This is a genomic window from Marinomonas sp. THO17 (assembly GCF_040436405.1).
Classification (GTDB): domain Bacteria; phylum Pseudomonadota; class Gammaproteobacteria; order Pseudomonadales; family Marinomonadaceae; genus Marinomonas.
Genome location: NZ_AP031575.1, coordinates 2207683 through 2227064, shown reverse-complemented (window position 1 = coordinate 2227064; position 19382 = coordinate 2207683). Strand labels below are relative to the sequence as shown.

18 protein-coding genes are annotated in these 19382 nt (G+C 45.1%); 10 read left to right on the top strand and 8 right to left on the bottom strand.

The annotated features are described in order from the left end of the window. Positions 1 to 2: 2 nt before the first annotated feature. Complete coding sequence (locus ABXS85_RS10585) at positions 3 to 1337, bottom strand: DUF2868 domain-containing protein (RefSeq protein ID WP_353666498.1); 1335 nt, start codon at positions 1335 to 1337, stop codon at positions 3 to 5. Between the two features lie 396 nt (positions 1338 to 1733). Between ABXS85_RS10585 and ABXS85_RS10580 the strand changes: the two genes are divergently transcribed. Beyond that, positions 1734 to 3347, top strand: a complete 1614-nt coding sequence (locus ABXS85_RS10580; RefSeq protein WP_353666497.1) for a methyl-accepting chemotaxis protein — start codon at positions 1734 to 1736, stop codon at positions 3345 to 3347. A 68-nt stretch (positions 3348 to 3415) separates the two neighbouring features. Here the strand turns inward: ABXS85_RS10580 and ABXS85_RS10575 are convergent, their stop codons facing one another. After that, entirely contained in the window at positions 3416 to 3892 is a 477-nt protein-coding gene (locus ABXS85_RS10575) for an Lrp/AsnC family transcriptional regulator (RefSeq protein ID WP_353666496.1), read from the bottom strand. 122 nt (positions 3893 to 4014) lie between these two features. Here ABXS85_RS10575 and ABXS85_RS10570 point away from each other — a divergent pair, with 122 nt between their 5' ends. The 3 genes from ABXS85_RS10570 to ABXS85_RS10560 all read left to right on the top strand — a co-directional run bounded on the left by ABXS85_RS10570 (position 4015) and on the right by ABXS85_RS10560 (position 5720). After that, entirely contained in the window at positions 4015 to 4971 is a 957-nt protein-coding gene (locus tag ABXS85_RS10570) for a DMT family transporter (RefSeq protein ID WP_353666495.1), read from the top strand. 146 nt (positions 4972 to 5117) lie between these two features. Continuing rightward, entirely contained in the window at positions 5118 to 5306 is a 189-nt protein-coding gene (locus ABXS85_RS10565; RefSeq protein WP_353666494.1) for a type II toxin-antitoxin system HicA family toxin, read from the top strand. A gap of 9 nt (positions 5307 to 5315) precedes the next feature. After that, positions 5316 to 5720 carry a type II toxin-antitoxin system HicB family antitoxin gene (locus ABXS85_RS10560; RefSeq protein WP_353666493.1) on the top strand — a complete coding sequence of 135 codons (405 nt, stop codon included), beginning with the start codon at positions 5316 to 5318 and terminating at the stop codon, positions 5718 to 5720. A 325-nt stretch (positions 5721 to 6045) separates the two neighbouring features. Here the strand turns inward: ABXS85_RS10560 and ettA are convergent, their stop codons facing one another. Further along, positions 6046 to 7707: an energy-dependent translational throttle protein EttA gene (gene ettA, locus ABXS85_RS10555; RefSeq protein WP_353666492.1), complete on the bottom strand. Its 1662-nt coding sequence runs from the start codon at positions 7705 to 7707 to the stop codon at positions 6046 to 6048. A gap of 182 nt (positions 7708 to 7889) precedes the next feature. Continuing rightward, a complete protein-coding gene (locus tag ABXS85_RS10550; protein ID WP_353666491.1) occupies positions 7890 to 8795 on the bottom strand; it encodes a DMT family transporter in 906 nt (301 codons plus the stop codon). Between the two features lie 134 nt (positions 8796 to 8929). Here ABXS85_RS10550 and nrdR point away from each other — a divergent pair, with 134 nt between their 5' ends. The 5 genes from nrdR to ABXS85_RS10525 all read left to right on the top strand — a co-directional run bounded on the left by nrdR (position 8930) and on the right by ABXS85_RS10525 (position 13168). Next, positions 8930 to 9427, top strand: a complete 498-nt coding sequence (nrdR, locus tag ABXS85_RS10545; RefSeq protein ID WP_353666490.1) for a transcriptional regulator NrdR — start codon at positions 8930 to 8932, stop codon at positions 9425 to 9427. Continuing rightward, positions 9420 to 10571, top strand: a complete 1152-nt coding sequence (ribD, locus tag ABXS85_RS10540; RefSeq protein WP_353666489.1) for a bifunctional diaminohydroxyphosphoribosylaminopyrimidine deaminase/5-amino-6-(5-phosphoribosylamino)uracil reductase RibD — start codon at positions 9420 to 9422, stop codon at positions 10569 to 10571. Before nrdR ends, ribD begins: the two co-directional genes overlap by 8 nt. A 258-nt stretch (positions 10572 to 10829) precedes the next feature. Further along, positions 10830 to 11330: a transcription antitermination factor NusB gene (nusB, locus tag ABXS85_RS10535; protein WP_353666488.1), complete on the top strand. Its 501-nt coding sequence runs from the start codon at positions 10830 to 10832 to the stop codon at positions 11328 to 11330. A 348-nt stretch (positions 11331 to 11678) separates the two neighbouring features. Next, positions 11679 to 12629, top strand: a complete 951-nt coding sequence (gene thiL, locus ABXS85_RS10530) for a thiamine-phosphate kinase (RefSeq protein ID WP_353666487.1) — start codon at positions 11679 to 11681, stop codon at positions 12627 to 12629. A 47-nt stretch (positions 12630 to 12676) separates the two neighbouring features. Next, complete coding sequence (locus ABXS85_RS10525; protein ID WP_353666486.1) at positions 12677 to 13168, top strand: phosphatidylglycerophosphatase A; 492 nt, start codon at positions 12677 to 12679, stop codon at positions 13166 to 13168. A 136-nt stretch (positions 13169 to 13304) separates the two neighbouring features. Here the strand turns inward: ABXS85_RS10525 and ABXS85_RS10520 are convergent, their stop codons facing one another. The 4 genes from ABXS85_RS10520 to ABXS85_RS10505 all read right to left on the bottom strand — a co-directional run bounded on the left by ABXS85_RS10520 (position 13305) and on the right by ABXS85_RS10505 (position 18251). Further along, positions 13305 to 14789, bottom strand: a complete 1485-nt coding sequence (locus ABXS85_RS10520; protein WP_353666485.1) for an NCS1 family nucleobase:cation symporter-1 — start codon at positions 14787 to 14789, stop codon at positions 13305 to 13307. A gap of 38 nt (positions 14790 to 14827) precedes the next feature. Continuing rightward, the gene (locus ABXS85_RS10515) at positions 14828 to 16147 is read right to left on the bottom strand and encodes a Zn-dependent hydrolase (RefSeq protein WP_353666484.1); all 1320 of its coding nucleotides are present in this window, start codon (positions 16145 to 16147) and stop codon (positions 14828 to 14830) included. A gap of 408 nt (positions 16148 to 16555) precedes the next feature. Next, positions 16556 to 17290, bottom strand: a complete 735-nt coding sequence (locus ABXS85_RS10510; protein ID WP_353666483.1) for an amino acid ABC transporter permease — start codon at positions 17288 to 17290, stop codon at positions 16556 to 16558. A gap of 172 nt (positions 17291 to 17462) precedes the next feature. Further along, the gene (locus tag ABXS85_RS10505) at positions 17463 to 18251 is read right to left on the bottom strand and encodes a transporter substrate-binding domain-containing protein (protein ID WP_353666482.1); all 789 of its coding nucleotides are present in this window, start codon (positions 18249 to 18251) and stop codon (positions 17463 to 17465) included. Between the two features lie 285 nt (positions 18252 to 18536). Here ABXS85_RS10505 and ABXS85_RS10500 point away from each other — a divergent pair, with 285 nt between their 5' ends. Continuing rightward, the gene (locus ABXS85_RS10500; protein WP_353666481.1) at positions 18537 to 19379 is read left to right on the top strand and encodes a hypothetical protein; all 843 of its coding nucleotides are present in this window, start codon (positions 18537 to 18539) and stop codon (positions 19377 to 19379) included. Positions 19380 to 19382 lie beyond the last annotated feature (3 nt).

Here is a 19382-nt window from a genome sequence, read left to right as displayed (position 1 = left end):
GTCTATTCCTCTGGTAAGTATTTGGGTTCGGCTAGCTGTAACTGTTTGGCTAGGTCAAGCCAAACAGCATCAAAATGACTGGTCTTGTTTTTCGACAGCACCATTTGGACAGAGGCTTGTTGTGCGGCCAAATTGGTTAGAAAACGCATTGTGCCACGGTCTGGGCTGTGAGCATTGTTAACCAAAAGATAGGTTGCTTGCCCATGAGTAAGTGGCAAGAATGCGTGTTGTTGGCTTTGGTCATTTACTAGGTAGGCATTGACCTCTTTGAGAGTGGCAGGAATCTCATCACTCCATTCATAAAGACCCCATAAGCTGTTTTTTTCAATAGGACAAACGGGCAAGGTTTGTTTTTCATAGTCGGTATTTTGTGGTCGCTTAAGGTGGTCTGGATCAATAATACGCTTTTTATGAGCCTCTTGTTGTACATAACGATTCAGGATGACCTGTTCTTGTATGCTGGGCTTACGATTTAGTAATTTGAAACGATACACCGCCATGCACAAGATTAGCAAAAAGAGTCGTGGTAGTAGACCGTATACGAACAAACTGGCCAGCAAGAAATTGGCCCAGCGCTGTCGTGTGCCTTGCTCTTGAAGTGTGTGATCAATTCGGCTTGAAAGTATGTCGGCTTGAGTCGGTAAATCCAATCCTAACCAATCTAAAGGTGTACTTAACCATTGGGTTAAGGATAAAAAACGACTGTCGCTGAGCAGTGTGGTTTCCCAAATAAAACTCACTTGATTGGTCAGTAAAAGCAGTAATGTCATCAATAATCCAGCGCTGAGATAACTTAACCAAACACCATGAGATAAGCTGCTTGCCAGCCAAGTTTGATTTTGTGGCGGGCTTTGCCAATGCCAAAACGCTTTACTGACCTGTACATCAATGGCAAGCCACTGGCTAATTTTGTGGTGTAAGAATGATACTGTGGCAAGTAAAAAAGGACGCTTACTTGAACTGGCTTTACTAGTTAACCAAACCATACTTGCTAGCCATAAAAAAAGATTAATGCAAGGCAATCCCAGTAGGGTGAGTAATAGCCAATAAATATTGATGTGTTTTTGTTCATTGACGAGGAAACTGCTGGGGGTGACCAATAGCCCAATGACAAAACTTATCAGCAATAAAACTAACATACTGGTACGAAAGTAATTTTTAAGGCGCGCGTATTGCTCAGAATAGCGGCTTGCGGTTGTGTTTTGGTTGAGGTAATTCTGATCAAGTGCTTGCAAGGCTTGATCCAAATCCTTGGCGGATGCAGGCAATGTAAACTCTGAATGCTTTTCTAAGTAAGCGGCTAACGCCAGCTTTTCATCCTGTGGTAGCAAGGTCACACCCAATCTTTTTTCATGATACGAGCATTATAAAGGAAGTATTCCTATCTTCCCTAGGGAGGAAGATAGGAATAAGTCTTTTTCTACGCGAACTTGTTGACAAAAGGCCGAAATAAAAGGTGCGACGCTTTATAAAAGTGTCATAGTGTCCATTTTCATGGTTACCTTGATTGATGCTTCGTAGTTAATGCCTTCACTTGCGCAAGTTTGTATATGCTTGTTCTATATAAACTTATTTTTATTGCAAGGTTCTAGTGCATTAACGCAACCTTTTATATGTTGTAAGTAAAATCCTACAGTATTCGTGTGCGATTTTGTTAATCCTCATTGAAGTACGCAATGGCAAAGACCTAGTATTGCCGACATCGTTATACGCGTTTGTCCTGGAGGTTGAGCATGCGTTTAAATTCTGTGAGGGTGAAAACTTCTTTGCCTGTTATTGTGATGTCTGTGACATTCATCCTAGCGTTGTTTGCTTTAGGATTCATTATTAACCAATTGAAAGCGTCTTTAAATGAGCATACTAATCACTTTGAAAAGGCAATTTCCGTTGTGTTGAATGCCGACCGTGATGCTTATCAAGCCAAATTGGCTGAGCAGCGTATTGTGGCGGGTCTTGGCGATGCTGAAAGTGAAGAAACGGATCGTACTGAAAATATTCAACAAGTGAAAGATCGCTTTGACTTGTACCTTGGATATATGTCAATAGCGCCGGAAGTGATTGAAAAACTGGGTGACTTTGATCAAGCATTTAATGCTTGGGTGGCCGCTTCTAATGCGGTAGTAACATTAGATATGAACATGGCTGGTTATGCTGAGGCTGAAGCCTTATCAAATGATACCTTTGGTGCCATGCGAGACATTCTAGATGTGGCTGGAGAAGCCATTAATGAGCATGCTGAGCAAGTGAAACAGACCTTAGAAAGTGAACTGGAAGCGTCCGTTCGTATTGCCATTATTGTGGTACTCATTGGTGCATTAATAGCCGCTTGGTTCAGCTACAAAACACCGAAAACTCTTACCGATCAGGTATGTTACCTTGGTCAACGTATTCGTGAAATTTCCGAAGGAGACGGTGATTTAACCCAGCGTATCGAATTCAAAACCAAAGATGAGTTGGGGGATTTGGCGGTAGAATTTAACCGTTTTGTCGACAACTTACGCGGCATCATTGCGAACATTCATCAACAGGCCAGTGCGCTTGGTAAAGTGACAGGTCAGCTGAATAATGCTGCAACACAAACTTCAGATATCACTGGTTCTTTGGCAGGTGCCTCGGCTTCCATTGTGAGTGCGGGTCATGAAATGGACATGTCTAACCAACAAATGGCCAACGTGGCACGTGAAGCAGCTGAAGAAGCGAATAATTCGAGTAAACTGACACAAAATGGTATTACCGCAGTGAACAAATCTCATTCTGCGGTAACTGAATTGGTAACCGATATTGAATTGGCTTTGGGGCGTTCTGATGAATTACAAAAGAGCTCGGAAAGTATTGCCTCTGTACTGGAAGTGATTCGCAACATTGCTGAGCAAACCAATCTATTGGCACTCAACGCCGCGATTGAAGCAGCTCGTGCTGGTGAACAAGGTCGTGGTTTTGCTGTGGTGGCAGATGAAGTGAGAACCCTTGCCACGCGTACGCAAGACAGTACCAATGAAATTGAAACCATGATCGAGCAGTTGAAAGTAAATGTGGCGGAATCGTCCAAAGCCATTCAAAACAGTCGCAACAATGCAGACTTCACAGTGAATAACTTTGGCGATGTGACAAAAGCTTTCCATGATCTGCAAGAGTCTTTTGCCAAAGTGCAAACCATGGCAGCGCAAACAGCTCAAGCGACTCAAGAGCAATCTGTGGTAGCGAATGACATCAACCAAAATATGGTGTCTTTGAAAGAGCAAACAGATTCTGTGCAATCTGTCTCTGACAATATTAAAAAACAATCACAAGATATCTCAGAGCTATACCAAGCCTTGGATAAGCAAGTGAGTAGCTTTAAGGTGTAAGCCTGTTATTAAAAATCAACCGCTTTAGCTAATATTGGCTAAGGCGGTTTTTTATGACAGCAACAAAATTATCTTGGCTTTTTAAGCGGCAATGGTGCGGCGGTTTTCACCGAGCGAATAGCAAAGTAACTTTGCAAGTCTTTTACATGGGGCAAAGACTGAATGCGTTTGAGAATGCTTTCATAATCTTGTAAATCCGTTGCCACCACTTCTAACTTATAATCAGCCAAGCCAGACACCAAATGCGCACTGATGACGTCTTCCATTGCTAAAATCGCCCTTTCAAAATCAAGATGATAGTCATCTGCATGATTTCTTAACTTCACCTCAACAAATACTGTCATGGAAAATCCGGCTTTTAAACGATCAATCCTGGCATGGTAACCTTGAATCACACCTTGGGCTTCCAATTGTTTTACACGCCTTAAGCAAGGAGACGGAGAGAGGTGAATTTGATCCGCTAGCGCCACATTAGTGAGGCGTCCGTCTTCTTGTAGGCGAGCGAGTATATCTAAGTCGGTTTTGTCTATATTGGCATATTTCATAACTATAGCTTCTTAATATGAGTATATATGCTAAAAAATAGAGTATAACTGGGTGAAATAGCAAGGACATGTCCGCAGATTTGTAGCGATAATAGATTTTAATATTATCTGGCGAGGTGCGTATGGCTCATTCTGCAACACAAGACTATTCTAAACCTGCTTCCAATTCTCAACCTGACTATAAGATGTACGCAACGGGTTGGGGCTTTAAATTGGGATTGTTAGCGGCCTTTGTCAGTATTTTAATTTGGTCTTCTTGGTTGGTCAGTATGCGTGCTGGTGTGACCAATACCTTAACGCCTTTTGATTTAGGCCTATTGCGTTTTACGCCACCGGCTCTTCTGCTTTTGCCCATTCTGTGGCGTGGTCGAGAAAAGATAAAAGCGGTTTCCCCTATTTTGTTACTTGGCATTGTCTGTGGAGCTGGCGTTCCCTTCTTCTTTCTCAGTGCCACAGGTTTGAAATACGCACCGGCTTCACACGCTGGTTTGTTGATTCTTGGTGCCTACCCTCTTTTTGTAACCTTATTAGCAGTGCTGTTTTATCAGGAAAAAGTCACACGAGCGCGAAAAATTGGCTTGGGTCTAGTGGGTACTGGGGTGATTGTTCTACTGAGTTTGTCCATGCTGACCGCTGCAGAGGGGACTTGGAAAGGCGATTTATTACTGCTGGCGGCCAGTATATTTTGGGCGATTTATACTGTGAGTTTGCGTATTGCTGGTTTGCCTCCCTTGTTATCTACTGCGCTGATGGGGTTTGTGTCTTTCGTCATTTTGCTTTTGCTTTGGTCAACCGGTTTGGTGTCCAGCGGCCTTGCTGATGCTTCTTGGGACATGATTGCGGTACAGCTGGTGGTGCAAAGTTTATTGGTTGGTTTAATGACAGGCTTCACTTACGGCTATGCGGTACAAAAACTGGGCGCTGAAAACATGGCCGCCATCGGTGCGTTTACCCCAGTGTTAGCCTCCATTATTGCTATTCCTATTCTGGGTGAAACCTTAGAGGCTTACTCTATTGTGGGCTTAGGTTTGGTGGCGACAGGTGTATTACTGGCTAGTGGTATATTAAAAAAGCGTTAAGCTAAGAAACGGTTCATCATGCAAGTCATTAAAAACCCTCTTTAACTTGGTAAAGAGGGTTTTTTTACTTTTACAAATTACCCCTATTGGAAATTTGGGGTTATTGGGGTTATATTTTAAGTTCTTAAGATCAAAGGAATGATCGTATGAAAAGGAGCAGAGAGGTTATTCGGCTTCTGTTGGAGGATGGCTGGTATCAAGTTCGTGCGAAAGGGAGTCACGTACAGTTTAAGCACCCAACAAAACGAGGCACAGTAACAGTGCCACACCTGAAAAAAGACTTGCCTCTTGGTACGTTTAACAGCATCAAAAAACAAGCACAGCTTGATGGGTAGGTGTCGACCATGAAATATCCAATCGTATTACATACTGACAATGGCGTAAGTTATGGCGTTACTGTGCCAGATATCCCAGGCTGTTTTTCTGCAGGCGATACATTTGATGAAGCATTGGAAATGGCGGAAGAAGCGATTTTCAGCCATTTAGAATTGATGTTGGAAGAGGGTGAGGATATCCCTGTCGCAAGCCCAATTGCCGAGTTAAAAGACAACCCAGACTTCACTAATGGTGTCTGGGCAATCGTGAATGTGGACATCACGCCACTACTTGGCAAAAGCGAGAAGATCAACGTTACCTTGCCACACTTATTAATCACTAAGATAGATAAGGTCGTCGCCGCCAATCCAAAATATAAATCCCGCTCAGGTTTCTTGGCTGAAGCGTCTAAGAAGGTGCTACAGTTGGTTTAGTTATGTGCTGAGCAAGTCTCTTCCCCTTGTGTCTTGTAAGAGGAAGACGGAATTGGTCTATTTTACCTAAACGTCAGAGATAAATTGTTTGGAATAATGGGAACAGGGCGAAAACAAACCCAGAGGGGTTGCACTGAAAATGCTTTCTCTAGTGGAGCCGTAAAGGGGTTTAAACGATTGCTTAGCTGATTAGCCTCTTGTCTGATTCAGAAGAAATGATTCTGTTCTAGAGAAAGAAATACTTTTGATTAAACATAAGTAAAAAAACCGCTTACCTTAGATAAGCGGCTTTTCATTGTTAACCAACCAATCCTATGAAATAGAATTAAGCATCGATTTTTTTGTACTTGATACGCGTTGGTGTGGCGTCGTTACCAGTACGTTGCTTGTAGTCTGCTTCGTATTCTTGGTAGTTACCTTCGAAGAAGACGGCTTTGGAGTCACCTTCGTAGGCCAAGATGTGCGTTGCAATACGGTCAAGGAACCAACGGTCGTGGGAAATCACTATGGCAGAACCTGGGAAGGCCAATAAGGCGTCTTCCAGTGAACGTAAGGTTTCCACATCAAGGTCGTTGGTCGGTTCGTCCAACAGTAAGACGTTACCGCCTTCTTTTAGCAGCTTAGCTAGGTGCAAACGGTTACGTTCACCACCAGACAAGTGCTTGACAAATTTTTGCTGGTCCGCCCCTTTGAAGTTAAAGCGGCCAATGTAAGCACGGGAAGGAACCTTGTAGTTGTGTACTGTGATCATGTCCTGACCGTCGGAAATTTCTTCCCATACGGTTTTGTCCCCGTCCAGTTCACGCATCTGATCCACATACGCCAATTGCACGGTATCACCCAGTGTCACTGTGCCTGTGTCAGGTTGCTCGATACCGGCAATCATTTTGAACAGGGTAGATTTACCTGCACCATTACCACCAACAACCCCTACAATGGCGCCCGGTGGTACCACCATGTTGAAGTCTTCCAACAGCATTTTATGCTCAAAGCTTTTGCTCACGCCTTCGATTTCAATCACTTTCGAACCAAGGCGAGGGCCAGGTGGAATGTACAATTCGTTGGTTTCGTTACGTTCTTGGAATTCTTTTGAACTCATTTCCTCAAAGCGTGCTAAACGCGCTTTGGATTTAGACTGACGACCTTTGGCGTTCTGGCGAACCCATTCCAACTCGGACTTGATGGCTTTTTGGTGAGACGCTTGTTGTTTGGCTTCTTGCTCCAAACGTGCGTTTTTCTGTTCCAACCAAGAAGAGTAGTTGCCTTCGTATGGAATGCCGTGACCACGGTCAAGTTCCAAAATCCAACCTGCTGCGTTATCTAGGAAGTAACGGTCGTGGGTGATAGCCACAACAGTGCCAGGATAATCTTTCAAGAAGCGCTCTAACCAAGCAACGGATTCCGCGTCCAAGTGGTTGGTTGGCTCGTCCAATAGAATCATGTCTGGCTTATCCAGTAACAAACGGCATAACGCCACACGACGACGCTCACCACCAGATAAGTGCTCAACACTGGCTTCCCAAGGTGGTAAACGCAAAGCATCGGCAGCCACTTCCAAAGCGCGTTCTAGATTGTGGCCGTCTTTTGCTGAGATGAGGTTTTCCAACTCAGCTTGTTCTTTTGCCAGAGCATCAAAGTCGGCATCTGGATCAGCATAAGCTGCATATACTTCATCAAGGCGGGTCAAGGCTTCTTTTACATCGGCTACGGCTTCTTCAACAATGCCGCGCACGTTTTTGCTCGGGTCCAGTTCTGGTTCTTGCGGTAAGTAGCCAATCTTAATGCCGGGCATAGGGCGTGCTTCACCGTTATATTCGGTGTCGACACCGGCCATGATGCGCAATAAAGACGATTTACCTGAACCGTTTAAGCCTAATACACCAATTTTGGCACCGGGGAAGAAAGACAGAGAAATGTCTTTAAGAATTTCGCGTTTGGGAGGAACGACTTTCCCCACGCGATTCATACTGTATACAAACTGAGCCATAATTTAGCCAACTTATTCCTATGATTGAGAAACGCACCACGCTCCTGTGTTAAGTAAAATCTGCAGGCGGATGATGCACTGTAAAAAGTGCCGTAAGAATAGCACATGGGGTGGCAATGGAAAAAGAAAGCAAGTCACAAGAATCCGTGTTTTGCGGACAAAAATCATGACTCAAATGGTGATTACATAAGAATAATCAAGGCAGCACCCAGCACTACTAATATGGCTCCTATCCAGGCGCCAACGGCTGGGCGTTGGCCGGTTGTCATCCATAAGCCGGGTAGAATCAATACAGGAACAATGGCGGACAAGGTGGTTACTATGCCCACGTTGGCATTGCCCACCCCCCATACCAATACGCTCATGCCAATCACCATACCCATAGTGGCTAGGGTTGTTATACCGAGGTAATCTCTAATGTTTAATTGTTGTAGAGGTAGGGCGGTATTGGGTTGGCGATGTCGATAATAGAGACCGTAAGCCAAAATTAATGCGATTGCTCCCGTGGTGACTCGCAAGGCCGAAACCGCAATAGGATCGGCTCCGCTGAGTAAGGCTGGTTTGCTAAGCAAGGTGCCGCTGGCTTGACCTAGTGCGCCCCCTAATGCCATCAGGATGCCAACCCCCAGATGCCCTTTGGTTTGTTCCCAAGCGTGTGCATTTTCCCGTTTGCCAAATAAAATCGCAATAATCACGCCTGTTAAGACGAGGCTGCAAGCAAAGAGTTGCCATCCTGATAAGTGTTCGTTGAGAAACAGCCAGCCTAATAAAATGGACATGGGTGCATTCATGGCAAAGAGCACCCCAGCGCGTCTTGGCCCGAGTCGATGCACAGAAGTAAATAGCATGGTGTCACCCAGAAAAATGCCCACTAATCCAGACAGCATAATGAAGTCTGCGTATTGCCAAAGACTGGAATCAAAGCGTTGAGTGACGCCGCAAATGAGCAGCAAAAGGCTGCTGGCGATGACAATTCGAAAGGTGTTAAAACGCATGGTGCCAAAACGTAAAATCAGTTTTGGGGCCATTAAGCTGGAAAGAGTCCAACACAGGGCGGCTACGAGTCCAGATAATTCCGCGAACGGCATAACTATCCTTATTTTTCTAGTCTGGTGGGGCAAATAGCCTTGCTTAGTGGCTATATAAGAATGGGGTTGGTATGATTTGCGCTGACCCTAACGGACAAACATTTTTACATCAAAACTATGATATTGGAAGCGCTATGCGATGCCCTTTTTGTGGAACTCAGGATACTAAAGTAGTCGATTCTCGACTGGTGTCAGAAGGTGCGCAGGTGCGACGTCGTCGCACTTGTCTTAAGTGCCAAGAGCGTTTTACCACTTTTGAAGTGGCGGAATTGCAGATGCCGAAGCTGATTAAAAGTGATGGCAGCCGCGAATCTTTTGATGATGATAAGTTACGCAATGGCATACTCAAAGCCATAGAAAAGCGCCCTGTTAGTATGGAAGAGGTAGAAACCGCCATTACCCGTATCAAGGAAAAAATGCAGGCAACGGGAGAGCGTGAGTTACCGTCTCGCTGGACGGGTGAGGCAGTGATGGACGAATTACAACGTTTGGATCAAGTGGCGTATGTGCGTTTCGCTTCTGTATATCGAAGTTTTAAAGACATTAGCGAATTTCGTGACGCTATTGATCGCTTGGAAAGTCATACCGACCGTGATGCGACACTAACAGAAGATAAGACTGACAATGAATAATCATGAATACTGGATGGCACAGGCGGTTCAGCTTGCTAAGCAAGGATTGTACAGCACACACCCAAACCCAAGAGTAGGTTGTGTCCTAGTTGATCAAGATAAACTAATAGGTAAAGGCTTTCATCAGAAAGCGGGCGAAGGCCATGCTGAGGTGAATGCCTTAGCAGATGCCCAACAAAATGCTGCGGATAAGATTCAAGGCGCTACTGCTTATGTGACCTTGGAGCCTTGCAGTCACCAAGGGAAAACTCCACCTTGTGCCGATGCCTTGATTCACGCGGGTATTACGCGAGTAGTGTATGGTATGCAAGACCCAAATCCACAAGTGGCGGGAAAGGGTTTGGCCAAGCTCGCAGCGGCAGGTATTGAGGTGATTGGCCCAGTCTTGCAGGCAGATTGTGAAGCCTTGAATCCGGGGTTTAACAAGCGTATGCGCGAAGGTTTGCCTTATGTTCGAGTCAAATTAGCCATGAGTGTGGATGGTCGTACTGCCATGGCATCGGGGGAAAGTCAGTGGATTACTGGAGCAGAGGCAAGACGTGATGTGCAAAGGTGGCGAGCCCAGAGTGACGCCATTGTAACTGGCATAGGCTCAGTGTTAGCGGATAATCCGAATATGACGGTGCGCATTGATCATGATGACCAAGAAACGGACGCTAAAAACGTACGTCAGCCTTTGCGCGTTATTATGGATACCGCCCTTTCCATCGTGCCAGAAGCAAAAATTTTATACCCAAGTTCTCAGGCTTGTTTGTTTGCCATAGAAGATGAAATCGAAGCGGAAAACCTTGCTGTATTAACGCAAAAAGGCGTGATGGTGAAGTTCGCCGAACGTGGTGACGATGGACGTTTGGATCTAGTGGATGCAATGGCGCAATTGGCCGACGCAGGCATTAATGAGGTTTTGTTAGAAACGGGAGCAGAATTGGCTGGTGGTTTTCTGCAGGCAGGCTTAATTGACGAAATTATTCTCTATATGGCGCCCAAGTTGCTGGGGTCTGTCGCGCGTCCCTTGTTCCAATTGCCACTAGAAGAAATGGCTGAATCCATTGACCTAGAGCTGCAATCGGTGCGTCAGGTGGGAGGTGATCTGCGTTTAATTTATCAACCTCTTTATCTTGAGGAAGCCTTTGATGAAGAATAAGTGGATGCCGGATTCACTTTTGCGCTAATGCTCTGACTCATTGCTTTAATAGACTTTTTTATTGAGTGATTAAAAACCTTAAGTTGTCGATAAATTTTCGTTAACTTTGTCGAGAAACCCAAGGTAAATCTTGCTATAATCGCCCGCCAAGATGAATACTATTCTTGCGCTCTTTAACCATTTTGACGAGGGGCGCTATCAATCAGACCGAAAGTGTGCACTCACAAGGTGGCGAGGTCTGGATAACCGAGGCAAAAAATGAGCGAAGTGGAAACTACAAACGAGCAAAACCCAGCACCGCAACCTAAGGCGAAAAAGCCTTCGCGTTCACAAATGCGCAGTGCTTCGCGTCGTTTGGCATTACAGGCCGTTTACCAATGGCAAATGAATCATACTGCGGTGAGTGAAATCGAGACCCAATTCGTGATGGATCAGGATATGGACTCATGTGACAAAACTTACTTCCGTGAGTTACTGCAGGGGGTGACTGCCAGTGCGAAAAAACTGGATGCATTGTACGAAGAGTTATTAGATCGTGCTTTTGCGGAATTGGACCCTATTGAGTTGGCGGTATTGCGTATTGGAGCCTTTGAACTATCAGAGCGTCTTGATGTGCCATACCGGGTGGCGATTAACGAAAGTGTTGAGCTGGCAAAAGGCTTTGGCGCAACCGAAAGCCACAAATACGTTAATGGTATTCTAGATAAATTAGCGCAGCGTGTTCGTCGCGAAGAAATTGCAGCGCGTCGCAATCGCTAACTCTTGGTTATTATTACATTGAATAAAGCCCCTAGCACATTGTATGTGTAGGGGCTTTTTTCTGCTCGTTGCACTCGCTTTATGTGACCAAGATACGTTTTATCAAAGCTGAGATTTTGATTCTGCGCAATCTTCTGTGGTCGGGTTTTGATCTGACAAAATTCTATGTCAGTGAGTACGTTATTTGTACCTTGAAATTTGTACCTTGAAGTAGGGTCTTAATGCCCCAGAAGCTTGTTTCAAACAATACTTGTCCCTAACAATAAAAGATACGCTTGGCATTCTGACTTATGGCACACAATCAGGTATGCTGCTGAAACAGAATGAAATAGGAAAATTGCAGCAGCAATGAAAGAATTTGAGTTGATTCAAAATATATTTCAAACCTCTGTGATGGCCAGTATTCAGGGGCGAGAAGATATTTTGTTAGGCATAGGTGATGACTGTGCTCAGGTGCAAGTGCCGTCAGGGCAAAGCTTAGTGTTTTCCATGGATACCTTGGTTGAAGGTCGTCACTTTCCTCATGATGCAGACCCTGTTGACATTGGTTATCGTGCAGTCGCCACCTGTGTTAGTGATCTTGCTGCCATGGGAGCGAAACCGGCATTCTTTACCTTGGCGCTAACCTTGCCGCATTCTGATCCCCAATGGCTAGCAGGATTAGCAGAAGGCATGGCCGAATTGGCCGAGCCGATTGGCTTGATCTTGGTCGGGGGGGATACGACCAAAGGTCCACTAACGATTAGCCTACAAGTACATGGTTATGTGGAAACGAAGCAGACACCTCTGCGAGCCAATGCACAAGTGGGCGATGATATTTATGTGACGGGGTGTTTGGGAGACGCCAGTGCTGCTCTTGATATCATTAATGGGGAAGCGAAGGTGTCTAGCCAACGCTTTGATTATTTTTATGAGCACTTTTGGCGCCCTGCGCCGCGCTTGATTGCCGGTATGGCGCTAAAGCGAGTGGTGCATGCCATGATGGATATTTCCGATGGTTTGGCACAAGATATTCAGCATATTTTGTCAGCCTCTAAGGTGGGGGCTGTATTGCAAGCAGAGCAGATCCCCATCTCTGCTGAATTACGTCAATGGCGACCAGACGAAGCCTTAGAACTGGCTTTAACGGGGGGGGATGATTATGAACTGTGCTTTACCGCGCCCGCTTCGCAAGCCACTGAAATTGCCTTGATCACACAAACTTTAGGTTTGCCTTGTTGTAAAATAGGACAGATTACCGACTCGGGGTTTCGTATCCAAGGCTACGAGGGAGAGATTGCTGGCTGGCAACATTTTTAACTCGTAATAACGATAAAACATAATTAATCAGTAAGGATTAAAGCATTATGGCAAATTCTGCCCCTGCCTCAGTATGGCGAAATCCCATTCATTTTCTTGCATTTGGTTTGGGTTCGGGTGCGGCTCCAAAAGCGCCAGGCACCTTTGGTACCTTGGCTGCCGTGCCTTTGTTCATTTGGTTGCTACAGGATTTATCAAATGCTGAATATCTCACTGTTCTGGTGGTGACTTCTCTGTTGGGGGTTTACCTTTGTGGTAAGACTTCCAAAGACATGGGAGTACACGATCATGCTGGTATCGTCTGGGATGAATTTGTGGGTTTTTGGATTACCATGTGGATGGCGCCAACAGGCTGGCTCTATATTTTGCTGGGCTTTGTATTATTCCGCTTATTCGATATCTTAAAACCTTGGCCCATTTCTTGGGCCGATAAAAAAGTGCATGGTGGTTTGGGTATCATGCTGGACGATATTTTGGCCGGCCTGATGTCATTTGTGGTGTTACAAGCCATAGTGCATTTTGTGGTTGAGCGTTTTTAGACAATTCGCCTTTATACATAGCTACTTTTTGATCGATAACAGGTTAAGCGACAACCTAATAAAGCAAAAAAGCTCAGGATGATGAATCATCGCTGAGCTTTTTTATCTAGCTAAATCGGCTTAGAGGTGTTGTTTGTTAAGACGCTACAGCATCCGTTTGGCTGGTTTGTGAGGTTTGCATACTGGCTAAAATGAAATAAACCAGAGCTCCTGTGAAGGCGCCAGTAAACCAGCCGTAGTTATAGAACCAACCTATCGCAGGTACGTTTAAAGCGATCAAAGTAATGACCACAGGCACAGCAAAAGCGATGAGGCCCGCAGTATTGAAAGCTGGGTACAAGCTAGATGGTGTGTATAAGGCAACCAAATCTAAGTGCTGACGTTTGATAAGGAAGTAATCCACAATCATGATGCCAGCAATAGGGCCGAGCAGACTGGAGTAACCAAGCAACCAGTTAGAATACATGCTTTCGACACTTACATCCGATTCCAACCAGCCCATTTTTTTCAGCAATTCCCAACCCATTAGTAAGATGCCAACCAGACCTGTTAGCAAAGCACCGCGAGTGTGATTAATGATTTTTGGGGCAATGTTTTGGAAATCATTAGTGGGTGAAACGACGTTTGCCGCAGTATTCGTCGATAGGGTAGCAATGACAATTAATACCATGGCAATGGCGACCCAGAATGGGCTGTCGATTCTACCAATCAGGGAGATAGGATCCGAAATGGTTTCGCCTACTAAAGTGACGGATGCCGCTGTCAGCACCACACCCAAAGCCGCAAAGAAAAACATGGTGATGGGTAGACCAATGATCTGACCAAGCACCTGATCTTTTTGTGTTTTTGCATAACGACTGAAATCTGGAATATTTAATGACAAGGTTGCCCAGAAGCCCACCATAGCCGTCAGACCACCAAGGAAGTACCCCATAAAGCCAGCGTCTTCGGGGCGGTTTGCCGGTGTTGCCAGAATTTCCGTGAAAGATACCTTACCGCCGGCCCAAATCATTAAGCCGATGCCGACGATCAATAATAAGGGTGCCGCCAAGGTTTCTAACCATTTAATGGACTCAGCGCCTTTAATCACCACGTACATGTTTAAGGCCCAGAAAATAAAGAAGCCAATCACTTCACCGACACCACCTAGGCTTGCCCAACCATCTGAAATGGCGGATAGAAAGAGGTGTATGGCTAAGCCACCAAACATGGTTTGAATGCCAAACCAACCACAGGCAACTAGGGCGCGAATCAGGCTCGGAATATTTGATCCTACCATGCCGAAAGAAGAGCGTAGGAGTACTGGGAAAGGAATACCAAACTTGGTTCCTGGGTAGGCGTTAAGAGTCAGTGGAACCAGCAAGATCACATTAGCGATCAATATGGTAAATAAGGCTTCGCTAACGGAAAGACCGAAGTAGGCGGTCAATACTCCCCCTAAAGTATAGGTCGGAACACAAATGGACATGCCAACCCAAAGGGCAGCGATGTTCCATTTACTCCATGTTCTTTCCTTGATTTTAGTCGGTGCAATGTCGTTGTTATAAGCGCTGCTTTCCTGCAGGTCGTCACCGACCTCTAACTCATAAAACTCACCTTGCTTAACAGACTTGCTGCTCATTTTTTGCCACCTCTTCTATTTTCGGTTGATCATTATTATCAGTTTAGTGCTTCATTCAAGGTTCCGGCTGATACTTGGTCAGCCTTGGTTTTCTCTGTCGTTGCGGACAGGTGTTCTGTGCCGTGCTGCTGAGCAATGCGTTCGCTGGCCGCCAGCATAGTGTGCAGGAGTACATTGGCGCCTGCTGCGCATTCTTGTGGTGAACTGTATTCGGCTTCGTTATGGCTGATGCCATTCAAACAAGGCGTAAAAATCATGCCAGTGGGCACCAAATCCGCCATATAACAAGCGTCGTGCCCTGCGCCGGCATAGATGTCCATATGACTATAGCCAAGCTGTTCGGTGGCGGCTTTTACGTCATCCGACGCATTGAATTCCACCGGTTCGAAATACCAAATGTGGTCGCAAATGACCTGAACGTCTTGCTCTTTTGCAACCTTATGACAAATCGCTTCGAGTGCTTGATGCATGGTCTCCAATACTTTGGCATCAGGGTTGCGTAGGTCAGCACTGAAACTTACTTTGCCAGGAATGGTGTTGCGAGAATTGGGCCACACATCCATATAACCGACTGTGCCTAACGCATTTTCATAGTCTTGGGTTAGGTTATTAATCTCTTTTACTATACTAGCTGCTGCTAACATGGCGTCTTGGCGAAGATGCATAGGAGTGGTGCCAGAATGGGATGGTCGGCCAATCACTTCTATGTTGTACCAGCGAATGCCTTGTCCCAGACGCACAATACCAATGGCTTTTTGTTCATCTTCCAGAATGGGGCCTTGCTCAATGTGCGCTTCAAAGAAAGCGCCCATATGGCGGCTACCCAATTCCATGTCGCCCAAATAGCCTATGCGTTTGAGTTCATCACCGAGACGAATGCCATTGGTGTCGGTTTTATTCAGCTCGGTTGCTAAGTCAAAACGTCCAACATAGGTTCCTGAACCTTGCATGGCAGGTTGAAAACGTGAACCTTCTTCGTTGGTCCAGACGGAGAACTCCATAGCGGTTGGTGTTTGTATCTGATTTTCATGTAGGGTGCGCAATACTTCGACGCCAGCGAGTACACCAAATACACCATCAAATTTGCCTCCGGTTGGTTGTGTGTCTAAATGACTGCCTGTTCCAACCGCAGGTAAATGGTTATTTTGGCCTGCTCGGCGAGCAAAAATGTTACCAATTTTATCGATTTCAACGGTGCAGTCGCAGGCTTTGCACCAAGCGACAAATAAGTCTCTCGCCTGTTTGTCCAAGTCGCTTGCCGCTAAACGGTTGCAGCCACCTTTTGCCGTGGCGCCTATCTCCCCCATGGTCATCAAGGCCTCCCATAAGCGCTGCTCGTTAATGCGCAAGTTTTGCATGCTTGTCTCCCATTAACCCCAATAGGTAAAAAGTGAATATCGATAAAAAATGGCGAACTTGTCTTTTTGGTCAGCAATAAGTAGGCCAATTATTAAACAGAGTAGATCTTGGTGATGTGTGGTACACAAATAAAGCTCGTAGCCCACCTTGGTAGAAGACGTAATAAAAATAATTTATCAATTATTAAACAAGGGGTTAGCCGAAAATACTGTGTATGATTCTTGTTTTAAGATACTGTGTCAGCTGGTTTTTGGTGGCTAGCGAATGGGATAAAATACCATTAGATATTGTGTGGACTATATAGGCTGAATAATACAAGGAGAGAACAATTTTAGTGCATTATTTGCACTCTAATGAACAAGTGACTCAATGATTTATAACTTGGATATGAGGTTAATGCCCTGTCTTCAAGGATGATCATTGCGCCGTAAATGTGCTTCAAAGGCACGGATGAGAAGTGACAAGCTAAGAGTCAAAGCGAGATACATAAAGGCGACTACATTGTAGGTCTCGAAGAACTGGAATGTGGATGAACTATAAACTTTCGCCAATTGAGTAATGTCTTGTACGCCCAATACGGAAACCAAAGCTGAATCTTTGATCATGGCAACGAAGTCATTGCCTAATGGGGGAAGAATTTTGCGCATGGCTTGCGGCAAGATAATAAGACGAAATCGCATCCAGCTAGACAAACCAAGAGATTGCGCCGCTTCAATTTGACCCTTACTGACTTCCTGAATACCAGCGCGGAACACTTCAGCAATGAAGGCACTGTAACTGATGGATAATGCTAAAATCGCACGCCATAACATGCTGAAATCACGAGTGCGAGCCTTATCGACCCAGCCTGCTTCAATGGGCCATTGCAGTATCCAGTTATATAGGTTAACCAGTTCACCCGCACCGACAAAGGCAATATAAAATAATAAGACTAGTACTGGAATGCCACGAAAAATTTCCACGTAAAAGCGTGCTATTTCACGCAGTACGCGCCATCGTGAAAAGCCAGCCAGTGCGATCACTAGACCAATTATACTGGCTAAAAGAAACGCGACTAAGGTAACACCTATGGTGGTTAATAAGCCATTACTTAATGCCCCTGCAATTTTTTGATAGCTTTGATCTGCAACCATATTCCACATAAGCACTGTGCCCAAAATGAGCGTGGCAATGAGCCACCATGGTGTGCGATCTAAAGTCTTTTTAAAGGGCATAGTTTAATGGGGTTATGTGATCAATCTGGTTGGTGAATAAAGAAACCGATAATTGCTGAGCTATTATCGGTTTCGCTTTCAACTTGGTTTATAAACAATTTTATTGGTTGTAATCAAAGAACCATTTTTTGTTTAAGGCATCCAAAGTACCGTCAGCTTCCATACTGCGTAATGCAGCATTCACAGGTTCCACTAAGTCAGAACCGGGAGTGAAAATAAAGCCGAAATCTTCTGTTCCCAAAGGGCCTCCGACGATTTTAAAAGCACCAGGATTTGCACCTATGTAGCCACGAGCAGAGGTGGCGTCCATTAAAACACTGTCAACATCACCCGATTTAAGGGCTTGTACCGATGCGCCGAACGTTTCTAATAAAGTAATACGAGGGTTATCTTCGTTGCCATCCAATACATCATAAACGGCAACGTAAAAGTTGGTGGTGCCAGCTTGGGCGCCAAATAATAAATCTTCGTTGGCCGCAAAACTTTTGGCGTCATTGAATCTGTCTTCATCGGCGCGCACTAGCATGAATTGTTGGGACGTCATGTAAGGAATGGAAAAGTCGATTTGCTCGGCCCGTTCGGCATTAATGGTGATGCCATCCATGCCAATATCATATTGGCCTTGCCTAACCGCTTGGATCATGGCATCCCAACTGCTTAAGTGCCACTCTATTTTGGCGTTTAGACGTTTGCCGATTTCGTTCATAGCATCGTATTCCCAACCAATGCCTTTGCCCGTTTCTGGGTCGACAAAGTTCAATGGCGTGTAGGCATTTTCGGTCACCGCTAGAATAGTGCGACCCTGTAGATCGGGCAAAGATGCCGCTTGCGTCAAGCCTGCAACAAGTAGGCTGATGGCCAATGTCATACGAGACAGCAATGAAAGCATGATGAATACCTTATTAAGAGAAGTGATTGAGATGGATTTATCTCATTAAATAAGAGAGCAATTATACACATTTGCCATAAGCGTCACTATGCTAATCCGCTTCTTATGCAAGGCCTCTGGCTGTGGTAAGGTTTTTAGCCTTGTTCTCACCTCCTCTATTCTGCAAAGGGAGCATGGTAGGCGAGTTTTGATTATTGCCGCCTTCTCTAGCATCTAAGCATGGAAAAGCGTATATTCTTGTAAACTTATTCGTCAATATCGGTCTTTTTATTCTGCCATTAATTTATGAGTAACAGTGTTCGCGAACTTAATGCACGGCAAGCGTTTCAAACCCATTGTTTAGCGCAAATGGGTGTGGTGACTTGGTTATCAGGTTCGCAAACTGCTATGGGAAGTGTGTATTTTGATGCACAACCTTGGCAAGCGCATGGCGAGATGAGTTTTGATTCTATGTCTACGCCAGCTGTGCAAGCCAAGATGCCCGATATGAGAGCAGGTTTTGCTGAACGCGTTGAAACGCCTATTGTTAAATTGCCCCCGCAAGAAAAGCAGGAGTCGGTTTCACATCTGCGTCAACAGCTTAATGCAGCGCCTGAGATCATAGTAGAAGATTTGCAGCCCATTGAAGAACGGGCGGTGGATATTGACCCCCAACCTGAGACTGCTGTTACTCAAATCACTCAGTTAAATGTCTACGCTTTTGCACTGGCAGAAAAATTATTAATCATTTCAGATGTACCTATTTTGTTTACACAACAAGGAGAGATTGAACATTTGGCTCTAAAAATGGCTCAAGCTTTGCTCAAACATCCAGCGGATAATTGGCAAAGTTACCATTTAAGTTGGCCAGGAGAATTGAAAAACCCTCATTTTATTATGCGCACGGATTGGCTTTTGGGGTTATTAGAGTCCTCTGTTAAACGTTGGACTCAATCCTTTGTATCGGATGTTTGGTTGGTCGTGGCGGGCGCTAATATCGCGCAGTTAATTGATGATTTACCAGCCGACAGTCCTTTAAAATCGTATCCGACCGCGCGGATCGTCAGTTTGTCAGAGTTACATCGAATTCCAGAGTTGCGGAAGGAAGCTTGGCAGACAATGCAAACGAGCTTTTTTTCGTCCCGTTAATTC